We start from the raw sequence: 17,427 nt of genomic DNA, 5'->3' as shown, positions 1-17,427 counted from the left end.
GGTCTGGTTTTGCATTATCGGCGTCCGGCGTTTTTTTGTATCTGAATGCGACCCCCGGGGGCCAATCCGGTGCGCTTCGGATAAGCTTGAAATCGTGGCGACCGCCCCGATAAACAGACTCGACCTTGGTGGCATTGAAGTTCCGCCCGAAAAGGTCGATAAGTCGGACAGCGTTGAAGGGCTGAACAGGCCGGTTGGCTGGGTACGGGCCGCCGGTGAGTCCCGAACCGCCTCTAACAAAAGCCTCACAAACGTACTACACTATCGACCGGTTCCGGAAACCCCGGAATCGGTGTATGCAGCAGGGTGGAGCGGGGCTTAAAAGGCGGCCGCTCCGGACACATTGAAAGCTCGGGAACAGGGTCATCCTCCCTGTGGTCACAGCACCATCTCATGCCACAGGCGTGACAGGCTCCCGGCTAAGGAACGAGCGACGATGCAAGACAGTTCCATGCAGCGCCAATGGCAATCCTCCCCTCTCGGGGGTGCCAACATGGCCTATGTCGATGAACTGTACGAATCCTATCTGACAGATCCCAACTCCGTGCCGGAAGACTGGCGCGCTTACTTCGAAAAACTCCCCAGCGTCAACGGTGCCGTTGAGTCCGATGTTCCCCACGGACCGGTGCGTGAGTACTTTTTGCTGGAAGCCAAGAACCGCTCCCGGGTCCAGAAGATGGGCGCCGGCGCGGTCAGCAGCGAGCACGAACGTCGCCAGGTGCGGGTTCTGCATCTGATCGCCGCTTACCGCAACCGTGGGCACCAGGTGGCCAAGTTGGACCCGCTGGGGCTGATGGAGCGGGAGCAGGTGGCGGATCTGGAGCTGGCCCATCATGGTCTGAGTCAGTCCGACCTGGAAACCGTATTCCAGACCGGCAATCTGTTCATTGGTAAGCCGGAAGCCAAACTCCGTGAAATCGTTGACTGCCTGAAGGGCGCCTACTGCTCCTCGGTCGGTGCCGAATACATGCACATCGTCAACACCGCGGAGAAGCGCTGGATTCAGCAACGGCTGGAGAGTGTGCGTAGCCATCCGCAATATAATGCGGAGATCAAGCAACACATCCTGGAACGGCTCACCGCCGCCGAAGGGCTGGAAAAATACCTGGGCAGTCGCTACCCGGGTACCAAGCGCTTTGGTTTGGAAGGCGGTGAATCCCTGATTCCGCTGGTGGACGAGATGATCCAGCGGGTCGGCAGCTACGGCGCCAAGGAAATGGTGCTCGGCATGGCCCACCGGGGCCGGCTGAATGTGCTGGTGAACACCCTGGGCAAGAGCCCGCGGGATCTGTTCGGCGAATTTGAAGGCAAAAGCTTCAATGAGCAGGGCTCCGGTGACGTGAAGTATCACCAGGGCTTCTCCTCCAACGTGCAGACCTCCGGCGGTGAGGTGCACCTGGCCATGGCTTTCAACCCCTCTCACCTGGAAATCGTCTCTCCGGTGGTGGAAGGGTCCGTGCGTGCCCGCCAGGACCGCCGTCAGGATCACGGTGGTGACCAGGTGGTGCCGATCCTGGTGCACGGTGACGCGGCCTTCGCCGGTCAGGGTGTGGTCATGGAAACCTTCCAGATGTCCCAGACCCGGGGTTTCAAGACCGGTGGCACCTTGCATGTGATCATCAATAACCAGGTGGGCTTCACCACCAGCCGTCAGGACGACGCCCGTTCCACCGAGTACTGCACTGACGTGGCGAAGATGGTTCAGGCTCCGATCTTCCACGTCAACGCGGACGATCCGGAAGCGGTGTACTTCGTCACCCAGCTGGCGGTGGATTACCGCATGCAGTTCAAGAAGGACGTGGTGATCGATCTGATCTGTTACCGCCGTCTGGGTCACAACGAGGCGGATGAGCCGTCCTCCACCCAGCCGCTGATGTACAAGAAGATCAAGTCGCACCCGACCACCCGTACGCTCTACGCGGAGGCGCTGATCAGCCAGCAGGTGATCAGCGAACAGGACGCGCAGAAGATGGTGGACGATTACCGCGATGCGCTGGACGAAGGCAACCATGTGGTCAAGGCCCTGGTGCGTGAGCCCAACAAGGCGCTGTTCGTGGACTGGTCTCCCTACATCGGCCACGAAGTGGAAGACGATTGGGATACCGGCTACCCACTGAAAAAATTGCAGGACCTGGCCGGGCGCCTGGAAACCCTGCCGGAAGGTCTGGTGGTGCAACGTCAGGTCAAGAAGATCGTGGAAGACCGCCGCAAGATGACCGCCGGCGCCCAGCCGCTGAACTGGGGGTACGGGGAAACCCTGGCCTACGCCACCTTGCTGGATCAGGGCTTCGCGGTACGTCTCACCGGCCAGGACTGTGGTCGTGGCACCTTCTCCCACCGCCACGCGGTGCTGCATAACCAGAAGAACGGCGAACAGTACGTTCCTCTGCAGCACCTCTATGAAGGCCAGCCGGAGTTCGATATTTACGACTCCCTGCTGTCCGAGGAAGCGGTGCTGGGCTTCGAGTACGGCTATGCCACCACCACGCCGAAGGCGCTGGTGCTGTGGGAAGCGCAGTTCGGCGATTTCGCCAACGGCGCCCAGGTGGTGATCGACCAGTTCATCTCTTCCGGCGAGGCCAAGTGGGGGCGGCTGTGCGGTTTGACGCTGCTGCTGCCGCACGGTTACGAAGGACAGGGCCCGGAGCACTCCTCCGCCCGTCTGGAACGCTTCCTGCAACTCAGCGCCGAGCACAACATGCAGGTCTGCGTACCGTCGACCCCGGCCCAGATCTTCCACCTGCTGCGCCGCCAGGCGGTTCGGCCGCTGCGCAAGCCGCTGGTGGTGATGAGTCCGAAGAGCCTGCTGCGGCACAAACGAGCGATCTCGTCCCTGGAGGACCTCTCGGAAGGTCGTTTCCACACCGTGCTGGAGGATACCGCCGAGCTTGATAACGAAGCGGTGAACCGCGTGGTGATGTGTTCCGGCAAGGTCTACTACGACCTGCTGGAAAAACGCGAGTCCGACGACATCAAGGACACCGCGCTGGTCCGCATCGAGCAGCTCTATCCGTTCCCGGAGCAGCGGCTGCGCGAGATTCTGGAAAGCTATCCGAATCTCGAGCATGTGGTCTGGTGTCAGGAGGAGCCGATGAACCAGGGCGCCTGGTACTGCTCCCAACACCACATGTTCCGGGTGGCCCGCGCGGTCAATCCGAAACTGTACGTGCAATACGCGGGCCGTGACATGGCGGCGGCTCCGGCGGCGGGTTCGATGTCCCTGCACGTGGAACAGCAGCAGCGTCTGGTCGAAGACGCCTTCAACATCAAGTAGACAGCCTAACGAACTCGTTTAAGGAACAGGCATGGCGACAGATATCAAAGCCCCGCAATTTCCGGAATCCGTGGCCGATGGCACGGTAGCCACCTGGCACAAGAAAGAAGGCGAGGCGGTTAAACGCGACGAGCTGCTGGTGGACATCGAGACCGACAAGGTGGTCCTCGAGGTAGTGGCTCCGATGGACGGTGTTCTGACCAAGATCCTCAAAGGCGAAGACGCCACCGTGGAAAGTCAGGAAGTGCTCGGGCAATTGGAAGCGGGCGCCAGCGCGTCCGCCTCCGCGCCCGCTGAAGAAAAGCCGCAAGCCGCCGAGGCGCCGGCCGCCGAAGCACAAGGCAGCGACGATGACGGCGATGCCCAGGCTGGTCCCGCCGCGCGCAAGCTGATGAGCGAGCACGGTCTCAATGCCGCTGACATCAAAGGCACCGGTGCCAAGGGCCGCATCACCAAGGAAGACGTGGAGAAAGCACTGGCCGGTAAGCAGCAGAACCAGCCCGCCTCCAGCGCTCCGGCTCCGGCCGCCGCTCCGGCCGCCGCCGCCGGCGAGCGTGAGGAACGCCGCGTCCCGATGACCCGCCTGCGCAAGCGCATCGCCGAACGTCTGGTGGCGGCGCAGCAGGACGCGGCCATGTTGACCACCTTCAACGAGGTCAACATGAAACCGATCATGGACATGCGCAAGCACTATCAAAGCGAGTTCGAGAAGTCCCACGGCGTGCGTTTGGGCTTCATGAGCTTCTTTACCCGCGCCTGTGTGGAAGCGCTGAAACGCTTCCCGGCGGTGAATGCGTCCATCGACGGTGACGACATCGTCTACCACGGCTACTACGACGTGGGCATGGCGGTTTCCACCGAGCGTGGTCTGGTGGTGCCGGTAATGCGTGACGCCGACCAGAAAGGGCTGGCCGAAATCGAATCCCAGATCATCGAGTTCGGTACCAAGGCCCGTGACGGCAAGCTGTCCATCGAAGAGATGACCGGCGGCACCTTCACCATCTCCAACGGCGGCATCTTCGGCTCACTGTTGTCCACGCCGATCCTCAACCCGCCGCAAACCGCCATCCTGGGCATGCACAAGATCCAGGAAAGACCGATGGCGGTGGATGGCGAAGTGAAGATTCTGCCGATGATGTATCTGGCGCTCTCCTATGACCACCGGATCATCGACGGCAAGGAAGCAGTGCAATTCCTGGTCGCCGTGAAGAACTTCATCGAGGACCCGGCACGGCTGCTGCTGGACATCTGATTCCCGGCGCCGGCGAAGGGGCCCCGCGCCCCGCGCCGGTGGCCCCGACGCATAAAGGGACTGGTTATGGCTGACAAATACGACGTCATCGTCATCGGCGGTGGACCGGGCGGCTACGTCGCCGCGATTCGCGCCGCGCAATTGGGTTACAAAACCGCCTGCATCGAGAAACGCATCAACAAGCAGGGTGATCCGGCTCTTGGCGGCACCTGCCTGAACGTGGGGTGTATCCCCTCCAAGGCGCTGCTGGACTCCTCCTGGAAATACCATGAAGCCGAGGAAGCCTTCTCCGATCACGGTATCGGTGTTGGCAAACTGAACCTGGACCTGGACACCATGCTGCAGCGCAAGGACAAAATCGTCCTGCAGCTGACCGGTGGTATCGCCCAGCTGTTCAAAGCCAACAAAGTGGACTGGCTGCAAGGTACCGGCCAGCTCAAAGCCAACAAACAGGTGGCGTTCACGCCGCTGGAAGGGGACGAGCAGACCCTGGAAGCGGACAACGTGATCCTGGCCGCGGGCTCCGTGCCGATCGACATTCCGGTGGCGGAAGTGGACCAGCAGATCATCGTCGATTCCACCGGTGCCTTGGAATTCACCAGCGTGCCCAAGAAACTGGGCGTGATCGGCGCCGGCGTCATCGGCCTGGAGCTGGGCAGCGTCTGGGCACGCCTGGGCAGCCAGGTGACCGTGCTGGAAGCGGTGGATACCTTCCTGCCGGCGGTGGATCAGCAAGTCGCCAAGGAAGCGCTGAAACAGTTCACCAAACAGGGCCTGGACATTCACCTCGGTGCCCGGGTCACTGGCAGCAAGAAAAACAAAAATTCCGTTCGCGTTACCTATACCGACGGTGACGGCGAGCACGAGGAAACCTTCGATCGTTTGATCGTGGCCGTTGGCCGCCGTCCCTATACCGAAGGCCTGCTCAGTCAGGATGCCGGTGTGACCCTGGATGAGCGTAACTTCATTTACGTCGACAACCAGTGCCGTACCGACGTCCCCGGTGTGTACGCCATCGGTGATCTGGTGCGGGGGCCGGCCCTGGCCCACAAGGCCATTGAAGAAGGGGTCATGGTGGCGGAAGTGATCGCGGGTGAGCACACCCAGGTCAACTACGACGCCGTCCCCGGCGTGATTTATACCCACCCGGAAGTGGCGTGGGTTGGTAAAACCGAGGAAGAAGTGAAGGAATCCGGGGAGCCCTACAAAACCGGGGTGGTCCCCTTCGCCGCCAATGGGCGTGCTCTGGCCGCCGGTGAATCCGCCGGTATGGTGAAGTTCGTGGTGGACGAGAAAAGCGACCGCGTTCTGGGCATGCACGTGCTTGGTCCCCAGGCTTCCGAGTTGGTGCAACAGGGCGTTATTTCCCTGGAATTCGGCGCCAGCATCGAAGATCTGCAATTGATGGTGTTCGGTCACCCGAGCCTGTCCGAGACCGTGCACGAAGCGGCTCTGGCCACGGATTACAAGGCCATCCATGTGGCGCAACGGCGCCGCAAGAAATAAAAGTCGGGCTTCCGGCGTGCCGCGCTGGCCGATATCGGACGTAGTGTGTTTGCACCGCCGTGCTCCCGAGGGAGCCGTCGGCGCAAACGCGAAACTTCGTCGGTTGTTGGCGTGCCACGCCGTCCCGCCTTTTGATCTTTCATCAACGACGGAATTAATGGCATGAACCTCCACGAGTATCAGTCGAAACAGCTGTTTGCTGATTACGGCCTGCCGGTTTCCAAAGGCTTCGCCTGCGACACCCCCGAAGAGGTCGCCGCCAAGACGAAGGAAATTGGTGGTGACAAATGGGTCGTCAAGGCCCAGGTACACGCCGGTGGCCGCGGTAAGGCTGGCGGCGTGAAGTTGGTCGACAGCGCCGAGGAAGCGGCGGAATTCGCCAAGAAATGGCTGGGCCAGCGTCTGGTGACGTTCCAGACCGACGAGCACGGCCAGCCGGTTTCCAAAATTCTGGTGGAAACCTGCACCGACATCGCAAGAGAGCTGTACCTGAGTGCGGTACTGGATCGCGCCACCCGCCGCGTGGTGTTCATGGCGTCCACCGAGGGCGGCGTGGAAATCGAGAAAGTCGCCGAGGAAACCCCGGAAAAAATCCTCAAGGCGGAAGTCGATCCGCTGGTCGGCGCGCAGCCCTACCAGGCCCGCCAGATCGCGTTCCAGCTGGGGCTGGAAGGCAAGCAAGTCAATCAGTTCGCCAAGATCTTCACCGGTTTGGCCAAACTGTTCGACGACAAGGACCTGGCGCTGATCGAGGTCAACCCGCTGGTGGTCACCGAGCAGGGTGATCTGCACTGCCTGGACGCCAAGATCAACGTGGATGGCAGCGCGCTGTTCCGCCACCCGGACATCAAAGCGCTGGAAGATCCCTCCCAGGAAGACGAGCGTGAGCGTCGCGCCGCCGAGTGGGAGCTCAACTACGTGGCTCTGGAAGGCAACATCGGCTGCATGGTGAACGGCGCCGGCCTGGCCATGGGCACCATGGACCTGGTCAAGCTCAAGGGCGGCCAGCCCGCCAACTTCCTGGATGTGGGCGGCGGTGCCACTAAAGAGCGTGTTACCGAAGCGTTCAAGATCATCCTCTCCGACGACCAGGTGCAAGCGGTTCTGGTGAACATCTTCGGCGGTATCGTCCGCTGTGACCTGATCGCCGAAGGCATCATCGGCGCGGTGGAAGAAGTGGGCGTCGAGGTGCCGGTGGTGGTGCGTCTGGAAGGCAACAACGCCGAGCTGGGCGCGCAGAAGCTGGCCGACAGCGGCATGAACATCATCGCCGCCAAGAGTTTTGACGACGCCGCCGAGCAGGTGGTGAAAGCGGCGGGAGGTGCCAAATGAGCGTATTGATCGACAAGAACACCAAGGTGATCTGCCAGGGTTTCACCGGCAGTCAGGGCACCTTCCACTCCGAGCAGGCCATTGAGTACGGTACTCAAATGGTCGGCGGCGTGACCCCGGGCAAGGGTGGTCAGACCCACCTGGGCCTGCCGGTCTTCAACACCGTGGCCGACGCGGTCAAGGAAACCGGCGCCACCGCCTCCGTGATCTACGTACCGGCGGCGTTCTGCAAGGACTCCATCATCGAAGCCGCTGATGCGGGCATCGAGCTGATCGTCTGCATCACCGAAGGCATTCCGGCTCTCGATATGCTGTACGTGAAAGAATACATCGTCCGTAAGGGCGGCGTGCGCCTGATCGGTCCGAACTGCCCCGGTGTGATCACTCCGGGCGAGTGCAAGATCGGCATCATGCCCGGTCACATCCACAAACCGGGTAAAGTGGGCATCGTCTCCCGTTCCGGCACCCTGACCTACGAAGCGGTCAACCAGACCACCAAGCTGGGTTACGGTCAGTCCACCTGTATCGGTATCGGTGGTGACCCGATCCCGGGCACTACCTTCATCGACGCGCTGGAAATGTTCCAGAACGATCCGCAGACCGAAGCCATCGTCATGGTGGGTGAGATCGGCGGTACCGCGGAAGATGAAGCCGCTGCCTACATCAAGGAGCACGTGACCAAGCCGGTGGTCAGCTACATCGCCGGTGTCACCGCGCCTCCGGGCAAGCGCATGGGCCACGCCGGTGCGATCATCGCTGGTGGCAAGGGCACCGCGGACGAGAAGTTCGCCGCCCTGGAAGCCGCCGGTGTGGTCACCGTGCGCAACCCGGCGGAAATCGGCGAAGGTGTGAAGAAAGCCACCGGCTGGTAAAGCCAGGTGGTGCCGGACCTTGAGTCCGGCCGCCAGCGTCAATGTCATCGCGGCCCGTGAGCCGTTCCCGCAGGAGGTTCGACCTCTCGCAGGAGCGGCCCACGGGCCGCGATGCTTTTTGGGGTTCAGTCAATCAGCGCCTGATAGACCAGCGAGCGCAGGGTTTGCCGGATCGGTACCAGCGTGGAGGGCATCATCTGGGCCATCTGGATGACGATCAGATCCTCACTGGGGTCGATCCAGAACTGGGTATTGGCCATGCCGGTCCAGAAATACTCGCCCACCGACCCCATGGTTTGCGCCAGGGCTGGATTGAGGACCACGCCAAAACCCAAACCGAATCCCAACCCGGCTCCCATGTGAGTATTATTGAAACGGGGCTCGCCCATGTCGGCCATCGAACCGGGCAGGTGATTGCTGTGCATCAATTCCACGGTCTTGCGGCCCAGCAGGCGCGCGCCGTTGAAGTTGCCGCCATTGCGTAGCATCAGAGCGAAACGCAGGTAGTCGCCGGTGGTGGAGGTCAGGCCGCCGCCGCCGGAGAGAATTTCGGGTGGCTGAATGAACTGCCGGCCAGCGGACGCAGCGCTGACTTCCAGCGCGCCCCGCGGGTCCGGGGTGACTTCGGTGGGCTCGCCTTTGATACGTGGTGGCATGGCGCCGGCCAGGGTGTACATCTCCGCCAGTCGATGCCCTTTTTCTTCGGCGACCCAGAAGGCGGTATCGTTCATGCCCAGAGGCTCAAAGATATGTTCGGCGAAATAGCGATCCAGTGATTGTCCGGAAATCACCTCCACCACCCGCCCCAGCACATCCGTGGAGATGCTGTAGTTCCACTTCGTACCGGGATGGAAAAGCAGCGGCATTTGTGCCGCCTGGCGGGTCATTTCCGCCAGTGAACCGTGAGGGCGGCTGAAGTTGATGCCGTGCTTGCGATACAGGGCATCCACCGGTGGCAGGCTGGTGAAATCGTAGGCCAGCCCGGAAGTGTGTGTCAGCAGTTGCCGCATGGTGATCAGGCTGCGCGCCGGTTCCAGCTTGGGATTCTCCTCGTCCCCGCCCACACAGACCTGCATGTTGGTGAACTCGGGCAAAAATTTTGCTATTGGATCATCGAGCTGAAACAGGCCCTGCTCGTAGAGCATCATGGCGGCGACGCTGGTGATCGGCTTGGTCATCGAGTAGATACGAAAGAGGGTATCTTCGGCGATCTTCTGTTGCTGATCCGTTTTCAGGTGGCCCGCACCGCCAAACCAGGCGCAATGCCCGCGCCGGTAAACCAGTACGCTGATACCGGCCAGCCGCCGCGATGCCACCAGCGTCCGCATCCAGTTGTCCACGCGTTCCAAACGATGGCTTGAGATTCCCACCAGCTCCGGTGTCACCAGATCGAACATATTGTTTTTCTCCAACTCATGACGATAGCGTGGCCATCGCGGAATTGCTGGCCGCGCTGGGGAATCAGCCCGCCACCTTGAAAGCATTTTGCACGATATCGGCGTCGTGAAGATAGGGCGGTAAGGCGGCCACCAAACTTCTCAATAGGCGCTGTGCTGCCTCTTTACTTGGTAATGAGAATCGGTTCTAATTGTTGATTGTTACGATATAACGTAAGAGGTAAGATATGCAAAAAGACATTCACCCTCCCTATGACTATGTCATCTTCCGTGATACCAGCTGTGGCGCCACGTTCAGGATTCGTTCCACCTGCCAGTCGGATAAAACGATCGTATGGGATGACGGAGAAACCTACCCCTTGGTGGAGCTTGATGTGTCGAGCGCTTCCCACCCCTTCTACACCGGGGAGCAGCGTCAGGCCTCGTCGGAGGGACGTGTCGCTCGTTTCCAACAGCGTTTCGGCAAGTTGAGCAGCCGGCCCACGCGCGCCAAATGAGGGAACATCAATGCAAGTCGTCAGCTCGTTGAAATCCGCCAAGAGCCGCCACCCGGATTGCCAGATCGTCAAGCGGCGAGGGCGTCTCTATGTGATCTGCAAGACCAATCCCCGTTTCAAAGCCAGACAGGGAACCAAAACCCGCAAGTAACAGTGGCTATTCAATAACGGCCCCTGTTGCCGCGCCACCAGCGGATCCCTATCCCGAATCCCTTCCGTTATCCAACATGCCCTGAATTATGGCAAAGTTAGGGCGTTTTAACGGCGCCCTGAAGGAGGGGTTTGTGATGAAAAAGCACGCGCAGGCTTTGATGGAAATGAAAGGGCGGACGCCCATCGCCATGTTGACCGCCTACACCTGCCCGGTGGCCCGGGCTCTGGAGCGGGCGGCGATCCCGGTGATCCTGGTGGGCGATACCGTGGGCATGGTGGAAATGGGCTTCGACAGCACCCGTGACGTCACCATTGACCACATGACCTATCACGTTGGCGCCGTGCGTCGCGGCGCGCCGGAAACCCATATCATCGGCGATTTGCCGTATGAGACCGACAAGGACCCGGACACGGCACTGTGGAACGCCCGCCGCCTGATCGCCGCCGGCGCCGACAGCGTCAAACTGGAGGGCGCCAAGACCGGGGTGATCCGCCATCTGGTGGACAACGGCATCGCGGTGGTCGGGCATACTGGCCTGACACCGCAGACCGCCAAGAGCTTCACCAAGGTGGGACGCACCGAACAGGAAGCCAGGCAGGTGCTGGAGGATGCCGTCGTCATCCAGGAAGCCGGTGCCTTCATGATCGTGCTGGAGCACATTCCCTACAATCTCGGTGCAGAGCTCACCGGCACCCTGCGGATTCCCACCATCGGTATCGGCGCCGGCCCGGACTGCGACGGTCAGGTACTGGTGATCAATGATGCCCTGGGGCTGGGTGACTACTGGCCGCCGTTCTCCAAGCAGTACGCTCACGTCAGCCGCACCATTTTGCAAGTGGCGGAGGACTTCGCCAGCGAAGTGGCCTCCCGTGAGTTCCCCAACAACATCATCGCTTTCACCGGTTCAGGGAAAGCCTGATGCAGGCATGACATAAAGGATGTCGTTAATGACGGAAAGGGAAGAAAACGATCTGGAACGCCTGTTGCGGCTGGCCGCCGATGAACCGGCCCACCGGCCGGAATTCTACCAGCGGCTGCTGGAATCCACGGTCTATGTGCTGGGCACCGCCAATGGCGGTGAAGGGCAGACCACCCTGGAGGCCGGCAGCCAGGTTAATCTGACGCAATGGGAGAAGCAGGACGGGACCTCGGCGATTCCGTTCTTCTCGTCGCTGGAGGTGTTGAGGCAGGCCATTGAGGAGGAGCAGTCCTACCTGGCGTTGACGGCCCGTTCCCTGTTCGAAATGACCGAGGGCGCGACCCTCTATCTCAATCCGCGCCTGCCCTATGGCAAGGAATTCGTGCCGGAGGAAGTGCGGGGGCTGTTGAAGGAGGGGGGCGGCAGTGCGCCGGAGCAGCGCACGGTGGAGCAGGACACCGAGGTGTTGTTGGGACAGCCAGCCGAGTATCCGGCCGCGATGGTGGATTCCTTGACCCAACTGCTCGCCAAGCACGGCAACGTGAAGCGCGCTTTCCTGACACTGATGCACGACCGTTCCGTCAGCGAGCACCCCTCCCTGGTGATCGGTATCGAGGCGGAGGGGGATATCGAGCCGGTGATGCGCGAATGCGGTCAGGTCATTGGCGATACCGTAAGTAAGGGGAAGGCGGTGGATCTGTACCGGATTGCGGAGAATGACGAAGGGCTCAGCCGTTATTTCGTGGAACAGGTGGAGCCGTTTTATCAGCGCCGCTGGGGATCCCGGCTGCGCAATTTCTTCAAGGGTGGAAACGCCTGAGAGAGACCATTGCCTCGGAGGGAGTGATGAAACAACCGGTTGCCGAACTGAACACCGAGCGTCTGCGTTTACGCCAGTGGCGGCCCGCGGATCGTGCCCCGTTCGCGGCCATGAACGCGGACCCGGAAGTGATGCAATTCTTCCCCGAGACCATGAACGAGGCGCAGAGCCAGGCCATGGCGGATCACTGCGAGGCGTTGATCGCCGAGCGGGGGTGGGGATTCTGGGCATTGGAGCAACGGGAGCAGAAGCGGTTTCTGGGATTTGTTGGCCTCAATATTCCCAATGTCATGCTGCCGTTCCAGCCTTGCGTGGAGATCGGTTGGCGCCTGCGCCGCGACGCCTGGGGCAATGGCTATGCCACGGAAGCCGCGGCCGCGGTGCTCGAGTTCGGCTTCGACAACCTGGAGCTGGAGGAAATCGTTGCTTTCACCAGTGTGCTGAATTACCGCTCCCAGGCGGTGATGGAGCGGCTGGGCATGGCGCGGCAGGAGGATACCTTCGACCATCCCAGCGTGCCGGAAGGCATGCCAATACGGGAGCACTGTCTTTACCGGCTGTCCGCCGGGGACTGGCGTCGACGGTAGTCAATATTCGAACCAAAAGGGAAGCCGAACAATGGAACAGGGAAGCCCGAGTCAGGGGGAGGGGGCGCCTTACGCGCCGCCGCGAGCGGATCTGTCGGAAAAAACTCCGCGACCGGAGGCGTTGATCGACACCGGTGCGCTGACCAAATGGGTGAAACGTTTTTTGTACGCGGATATGGCCATGGCGGCGGTGGCGGTTATTTCAGGACTACTGGAATATCGGCTATTGCTCCGACTCCGCGACGGCGTGGTGTTGAGCGATCAGGTTATCGAGGCCAGTTATCTCCGCCAGGGAGTGGTCGGTCTGGTGCAAACCCTCGTTCTGCTCACCGCCATGATCCTGGTGGCCCGCTGGATCTACCGCGCCAACCAGAATTGCCGGAGGCTCGGGGCAGCGGACATGCGGTTCACGCCGGGCTGGGCGGTGGGCTGGTACTTCATCCCCGTGCTCAGCATGTGGAAACCCTATCAGGCGATGAAGGAAATCTGGCGTGCCAGTGCCGCCCCCGCCGATTGGCACCGCCAATCCACGCCAATGCTGATGCCGGTGTGGTGGGGGATGTGGTTGCTGTCCCTGGCACTGGGGTCAGGCATCATGCAACTGGCCCGGCATGCGAATTCCATGGAGGACTACCTGCTCCTTAGCCAGGTGACGCTGGTGGCGGACTTTTTGGAGATACCGCTGGCTTTCGCGTTAATGGTATTGATCCGGCGTATCCATGCCATGCAGCGCTCGGCTTGTGGCGTGTGAGCGTGTTGCGTGCAGGCAAATTATGGGACAGTGGCGCCGGAGGAGACGGTGATGGAATCGAACATCGTACTGGTCTACGACAAACAATGTCCCGCCTGCGACAACTATTGCCGCTGGGTTCGCCTGCGTGATGCCGTTGGCTCCTTGCAACTGGTCGACGCGCGCGAGGACACGGAGATTCTGCGCGAGATTACCGCCCGTGGCTGGGACATTGACCAGGGCATGGTTTTGAAGGTCGGGGATCAACTCTATTACGGTGCCGACGCCATCCACGCGCTGGCGTTGATGGGCAGCCGTTCCGGGGTGTTCAACCGCTTGAATTACTGGATGTTCCGCTCACCCAGGGTGGCGTCGGTGTTGTATCCGGTGTTGCGCGCCCTGCGTAACCTGTTACTCAAAGCACTGCGGAAAAGCAAAATCAATAACCTGGGCAAAGCGAACAATGAACGCTTCTAGGTAATGTTTTTCCGGTTTTTTGAAATAAAAAAATAAAAAGAGACCGGTTGTCTCCGTCAACCCCGAAGGGCGACGGAGGCCGGTGAGGTTCAGTGCAGAGTATCGTCGTCTTCAAAATCAAGAAACTCGTACTCGCTAAGTTCCCGTTTCAGACGGCGCTCCTCCAGCCGATCCTCGATACGATGACGCATGTCCATGTTGAAACTGCGAGCGCGAGCACTGCGTTCCTCCTGGAGCTCCTCACCGTTGTCGTCATCGACAAGGTCAAAATCATCATTCATCAGCAGGTCTTCCGATTCATAGTCTCGGTCAGCGCGGCGGTTACTCATGGGGCCTCCTTTCGGTAACGAAAGCGCCGTAAACAACCGGGTGCCAAGGGGGACTCCGCGAACGGAACTCCCAACCCGACTACCTCAGCGCCTATATAACTTCTGTCTTTCCCCGATACAAGTATTTTTTTGGTTCATCGTGGAATAACCGGACTGGGGAGCTCCATCGGGGGGGCGGGTCAGTACGGAGGCCTTCCGGGATCGCCGTGAATACATCCCCGTAGACTCCTGGTTTGACGTCCCTGTCAAACAGGGTCCCGGAAGGCCTCCGTACTGACCCGCTTCGAGTGAACCGCGGCACTTTGGGCTCCAACAACGTCGACCGCTGCCACGGAAGGGGCTACGAAGCGGCTGTGGGAAGCTTGCTTGCAAGCGAATCCTGGGGTCCGAAAGCCCATTCGCTTGCCAGCAAGCTTCCCACGGCGGCGTTGTAGCTGCCTTCGAATTTATCTCTCCAAGGCCAAAGAACATCCGCACTTTCCGGTTACCTCGAAGCGGAACCGCGTTACGCCTTTGCGGGACCCTGGCGAACAGGGACGTTCGGACGTATTCACGGCGTTCCCGTAAAGGCATAACGCGGCTCCGCTGTCCCTGATGGAGGGAGGCACTGAGGCAGGTCTGCACGGAAGCCTTTCGGCGTCCGGCGCTATGTGACCGTGGTCATAAGCCCGGGATCTCCATCCCCCGATGGCGAGGGAAACGCTGGCGGGCTCCGGGGAGGCTTTGTAAGCTGCCCTTTTGGGCGGCCGCGAGCGGCATGGACCCGGGATTGGGGAGATAAAAGACAATGGCGGATTGGCTGGTGGTAGTGGGCGTCAGCATGGCGGTCATGGCCACGGTGGGGCTGATCAGGCAGGCCGCCTGGCACGGCCATAGCCTGGTCCTGTTCGTATTGCCGGTGGCGGGGTTACACCAGGTTCAGGAAAACTGGGAGGCCTATGGCCGGCTCGCCCTGTTGCGGGTCGCCGGATTGGTCATCACCTTGGCGGGCCTGGGGCTAATGTACGTGGACTACCGGGAAAACGCGGCGATTCCCCCGGTGTCCGGTCAGGTGGTGAGCGGCGCCGCCGACATTACCAGCAGCCCCTTCGTGCGTTCTTCCGAGGCGGCCCTGCTGATGGCTCGTGGTGAGGGGCATCCGCTCACCGGCCGATTGCACGGCACCGATCTGAAAAACTCTCAAGTGACGCTGGTCAACGGCGTCTTGACGGTACACCAGGGGGACGGCGTGTTGCCCGAGCTGTCCGTCAGCCTGCTCTTGAACTGGCCGACGGCGTCGATTCGCGAGCGCCGTACTCTGCTGGTCTCTCCCTGGGAAGAGGGCGGGCCGGAAATCCACCTTTCCTGGACCCCGGCCGGCCAGCAATACCCGGAAACGCGCATCATCCGTAACGGCTATCGCCTTGACCTGGCGCTGGCGCCACGGGATCCCGGCGGCTTCAACGGCACTATCCAACTGGTCTTGCCTGACCAGACGAACAGCTATCTGGTGGGGGACTTCACCGCCCGTACCAACCATCTGCGCTATCGGGATGGCGACGTGGACGCCGGTTTCGATCACCCGGATACCCTGGCCTGGGTATCGGAGCAGTATCTGCAGACTCAGTTTCCCGCAGGGGTATTGCAAAACGTCGAAGTGGAGAACGTGATTCTGCGCCGCGCCGCCGGCGAGGGCCGGGTGGAGGTTCGTCTGACCCGCTCCGATGGTGGCCGTGAACGGCGTCAACTGGGCCTGGAGAAGACCCCGGTGGGTTGGGCGGTGACACCGGGCTCCATGACCGCTGGCCGCCAGCCGACGGCGGAACCGCCACCGCCGCCGAAACCGCCGGCACCGCCGGGACCCGACACGTCAGTGCCACTAACCGACCTGCTGGTGCTGGCGCCGTTGACCGGCAGTGAACTGACGGTGCGCGAAAGCGGTGGCCGGGAACGCACCGGGGTGCTGACCCGGGTCGCCAGCGACCGGCTCTGGCTGCGCCTGGCGCTGGGAGCCGGTAGTGCCGAGATCGCCGTCGACGGCACCCTCATCGACAGCCTGAGCAGCAATGACGGCCGCCGCTGGCAAGTGGCCGCGACCGCCGCCGCTACATTGCCACCGGAGGTGCCGCACGGTGATCCCGCGGAACCGCACACGCCTTATCAGGTCTTGCTGGGGCGCCTGGTACGGGTCACCACCGGGGATGGTAAAACCCAGGAGGGACGCTTGCAGGCGGTGGAAGGCGGGCGTATTACTTTGACTGTGCCGGTGGGCGCCGGCACAGTGGAATACTTTCATGCACTATCCGATATCGTGTCCATGGAGGCGGTTAGGTGAATATCCTGATGACCGGCGGCACCGGTTTCATCGGCGGCGCCCTGGGACATCATCTGCACAGTCACGGCCACCGGCTGGTGGTGCTCAGTCGCCAGAGCCGGCAACGGGCGCAGGCGTCGTGCCCGCCCGGCACCCGGATTATTTCCTCGTTCAATGACATCGCCGATGACGAAGCGCTGGATGCGGTGGTCAATCTGGCCGGCGAAAGCCTGTTCAGCCGCCGCTGGAGCGCGGCGCGCAAACAGCGACTGTTGGATTCGCGGGTCGGTGTTACCGATGACCTGGTGGCGCTGATGCGCCGTTTGCGGCGCCCGCCGGCGGTGATGGTTAGCGGCTCGGCGGTGGGCTTCTATGGCGACGCTGGTGACGCCGAACTGACCGAGCGCAGCCCCGCCCGGCGCAAGGACTTCGGCTACCGGCTCTGCGACGCCTGGGAGCAGGCTGCCCGCGAAGTCACCGGCCTGGGCATGCGGCTGGTGATCGTCCGCACTGGCGTGGCGCTGGGCGCCAACGGCGGCATGCTGGCCAGATTGTTGCCCGCTTACCGGTTCAGTCTGGGGATGCGTCTGGGCAGCGGCGAACAATGGCTGAGCTGGATCCACCAGGATGATCTGCTGGCGATTCTGGCCCGGGCCCTGACTTCTCCCAGCGTCGAAGGTGTGTTCAATGCCACCGCGCCGGAGCCGGTGACCCAGCGCGAGTTTCATCGTGCTCTGGCCAGGGCGGCGCGGCGCCCGGCGCCCTGGGTGATGCCGGCGCCGGTGTTGCGACTGGCACTGGGCGAGATGTCGCAACTGATGCTCGGCGGGCAGCGTGCCTACCCCCGTCGACTGGAAGAGCAGGGGTTCGTGTTCCGTTATCCCCGCCTTGAACAGGCCCTGGCCGATCTGGTATGAGACGGACGCCAGACGCCGGATGCTAAAGTCAAACCCCGGCGCTGCGGGCGTTGCGGTCATAAAAAATTGCC

The 17,427-nt window shown here is 61.6% G+C and carries 16 protein-coding genes; 14 read left to right on the top strand and 2 right to left on the bottom strand.

Annotated features, from left to right (window positions below; genetic code table 11):
• Positions 1 to 436: 436 nt before the first annotated feature.
• The 5 genes from A6D6_RS19885 to sucD all read left to right on the top strand — a co-directional run bounded on the left by A6D6_RS19885 (position 437) and on the right by sucD (position 8,236).
• Positions 437 to 3,274, top strand: a complete 2,838-nt coding sequence (locus tag A6D6_RS19885; protein WP_159661675.1) for a 2-oxoglutarate dehydrogenase E1 component — start codon at positions 437 to 439, stop codon at positions 3,272 to 3,274.
• Positions 3,275 to 3,305: 31 nt separating this feature from the next.
• Positions 3,306 to 4,526, top strand: coding sequence for a 2-oxoglutarate dehydrogenase complex dihydrolipoyllysine-residue succinyltransferase (gene odhB, locus A6D6_RS19880; protein WP_159661674.1), 1,221 nt, complete (start codon positions 3,306 to 3,308; stop codon positions 4,524 to 4,526).
• A 66-nt stretch (positions 4,527 to 4,592) separates the two neighbouring features.
• A complete protein-coding gene (gene lpdA / locus A6D6_RS19875; protein ID WP_133492994.1) occupies positions 4,593 to 6,032 on the top strand; it encodes a dihydrolipoyl dehydrogenase in 1,440 nt (479 codons plus the stop codon).
• Positions 6,033 to 6,194: 162 nt separating this feature from the next.
• Positions 6,195 to 7,364, top strand: a complete 1,170-nt coding sequence (gene sucC / locus A6D6_RS19870) for an ADP-forming succinate--CoA ligase subunit beta (protein WP_014995016.1) — start codon at positions 6,195 to 6,197, stop codon at positions 7,362 to 7,364.
• Positions 7,361 to 8,236 (top strand): succinate--CoA ligase subunit alpha, encoded by an 876-nt coding sequence (sucD, locus tag A6D6_RS19865; protein ID WP_133492995.1) that lies wholly within the window; start codon positions 7,361 to 7,363, stop codon positions 8,234 to 8,236. The genes sucC and sucD overlap by 4 nt, the downstream gene beginning before the upstream one ends.
• A 125-nt stretch (positions 8,237 to 8,361) precedes the next feature.
• On the opposite strand, the gene A6D6_RS19860 is transcribed toward sucD, so the two are convergent.
• Complete coding sequence (locus A6D6_RS19860; RefSeq protein WP_159661673.1) at positions 8,362 to 9,633, bottom strand: serine hydrolase domain-containing protein; 1,272 nt, start codon at positions 9,631 to 9,633, stop codon at positions 8,362 to 8,364.
• Between the two features lie 227 nt (positions 9,634 to 9,860).
• Between A6D6_RS19860 and A6D6_RS19855 the strand changes: the two genes are divergently transcribed.
• The 7 genes from A6D6_RS19855 (at position 9,861) to A6D6_RS19825 (ending at position 13,817) form a co-directional block, all read left to right on the top strand.
• The gene (locus A6D6_RS19855; protein WP_133493002.1) at positions 9,861 to 10,130 is read left to right on the top strand and encodes a type B 50S ribosomal protein L31; all 270 of its coding nucleotides are present in this window, start codon (positions 9,861 to 9,863) and stop codon (positions 10,128 to 10,130) included.
• 10 nt (positions 10,131 to 10,140) lie between these two features.
• Positions 10,141 to 10,281 (top strand): type B 50S ribosomal protein L36, encoded by a 141-nt coding sequence (ykgO, locus tag A6D6_RS19850; RefSeq protein WP_133493003.1) that lies wholly within the window; start codon positions 10,141 to 10,143, stop codon positions 10,279 to 10,281.
• 136 nt (positions 10,282 to 10,417) lie between these two features.
• Complete coding sequence (panB, locus tag A6D6_RS19845; protein ID WP_159661672.1) at positions 10,418 to 11,203, top strand: 3-methyl-2-oxobutanoate hydroxymethyltransferase; 786 nt, start codon at positions 10,418 to 10,420, stop codon at positions 11,201 to 11,203.
• Positions 11,204 to 11,231: 28 nt separating this feature from the next.
• Positions 11,232 to 12,023, top strand: a complete 792-nt coding sequence (sseB, locus tag A6D6_RS19840; protein ID WP_159661671.1) for an enhanced serine sensitivity protein SseB — start codon at positions 11,232 to 11,234, stop codon at positions 12,021 to 12,023.
• Positions 12,024 to 12,049: 26 nt separating this feature from the next.
• Positions 12,050 to 12,610: a GNAT family N-acetyltransferase gene (locus A6D6_RS19835; RefSeq protein WP_133493006.1), complete on the top strand. Its 561-nt coding sequence runs from the start codon at positions 12,050 to 12,052 to the stop codon at positions 12,608 to 12,610.
• 31 nt (positions 12,611 to 12,641) lie between these two features.
• Positions 12,642 to 13,361 (top strand): DUF4328 domain-containing protein, encoded by a 720-nt coding sequence (locus A6D6_RS19830; RefSeq protein ID WP_133493007.1) that lies wholly within the window; start codon positions 12,642 to 12,644, stop codon positions 13,359 to 13,361.
• A 51-nt stretch (positions 13,362 to 13,412) separates the two neighbouring features.
• Positions 13,413 to 13,817 carry a DCC1-like thiol-disulfide oxidoreductase family protein gene (locus A6D6_RS19825; protein WP_159661670.1) on the top strand — a complete coding sequence of 135 codons (405 nt, stop codon included), beginning with the start codon at positions 13,413 to 13,415 and terminating at the stop codon, positions 13,815 to 13,817.
• A gap of 89 nt (positions 13,818 to 13,906) precedes the next feature.
• Here A6D6_RS19825 and A6D6_RS19820 read toward each other — a convergent pair whose 3' ends face one another.
• The gene (locus tag A6D6_RS19820) at positions 13,907 to 14,146 is read right to left on the bottom strand and encodes a PA3496 family putative envelope integrity protein (protein WP_133493009.1); all 240 of its coding nucleotides are present in this window, start codon (positions 14,144 to 14,146) and stop codon (positions 13,907 to 13,909) included.
• A gap of 787 nt (positions 14,147 to 14,933) precedes the next feature.
• Between A6D6_RS19820 and A6D6_RS19815 the strand changes: the two genes are divergently transcribed.
• Both A6D6_RS19815 and A6D6_RS19810 read left to right on the top strand, forming a co-directional pair.
• Positions 14,934 to 16,460 (top strand): hypothetical protein, encoded by a 1,527-nt coding sequence (locus A6D6_RS19815; RefSeq protein ID WP_159661669.1) that lies wholly within the window; start codon positions 14,934 to 14,936, stop codon positions 16,458 to 16,460.
• Entirely contained in the window at positions 16,457 to 17,356 is a 900-nt protein-coding gene (locus tag A6D6_RS19810; RefSeq protein ID WP_159661668.1) for a TIGR01777 family oxidoreductase, read from the top strand. The genes A6D6_RS19815 and A6D6_RS19810 overlap by 4 nt, the downstream gene beginning before the upstream one ends.
• Positions 17,357 to 17,427 lie beyond the last annotated feature (71 nt).

Origin of the sequence: Alcanivorax xiamenensis (assembly GCF_009846745.1) — a bacterium.
Classification (GTDB): Bacteria; Pseudomonadota; Gammaproteobacteria; order Pseudomonadales; family Alcanivoracaceae; genus Alloalcanivorax; species Alloalcanivorax xiamenensis.
The sequence above is the reverse complement of the archived record's forward strand: the minus strand, read 5'-3'. Positions and strand labels throughout refer to the sequence as shown.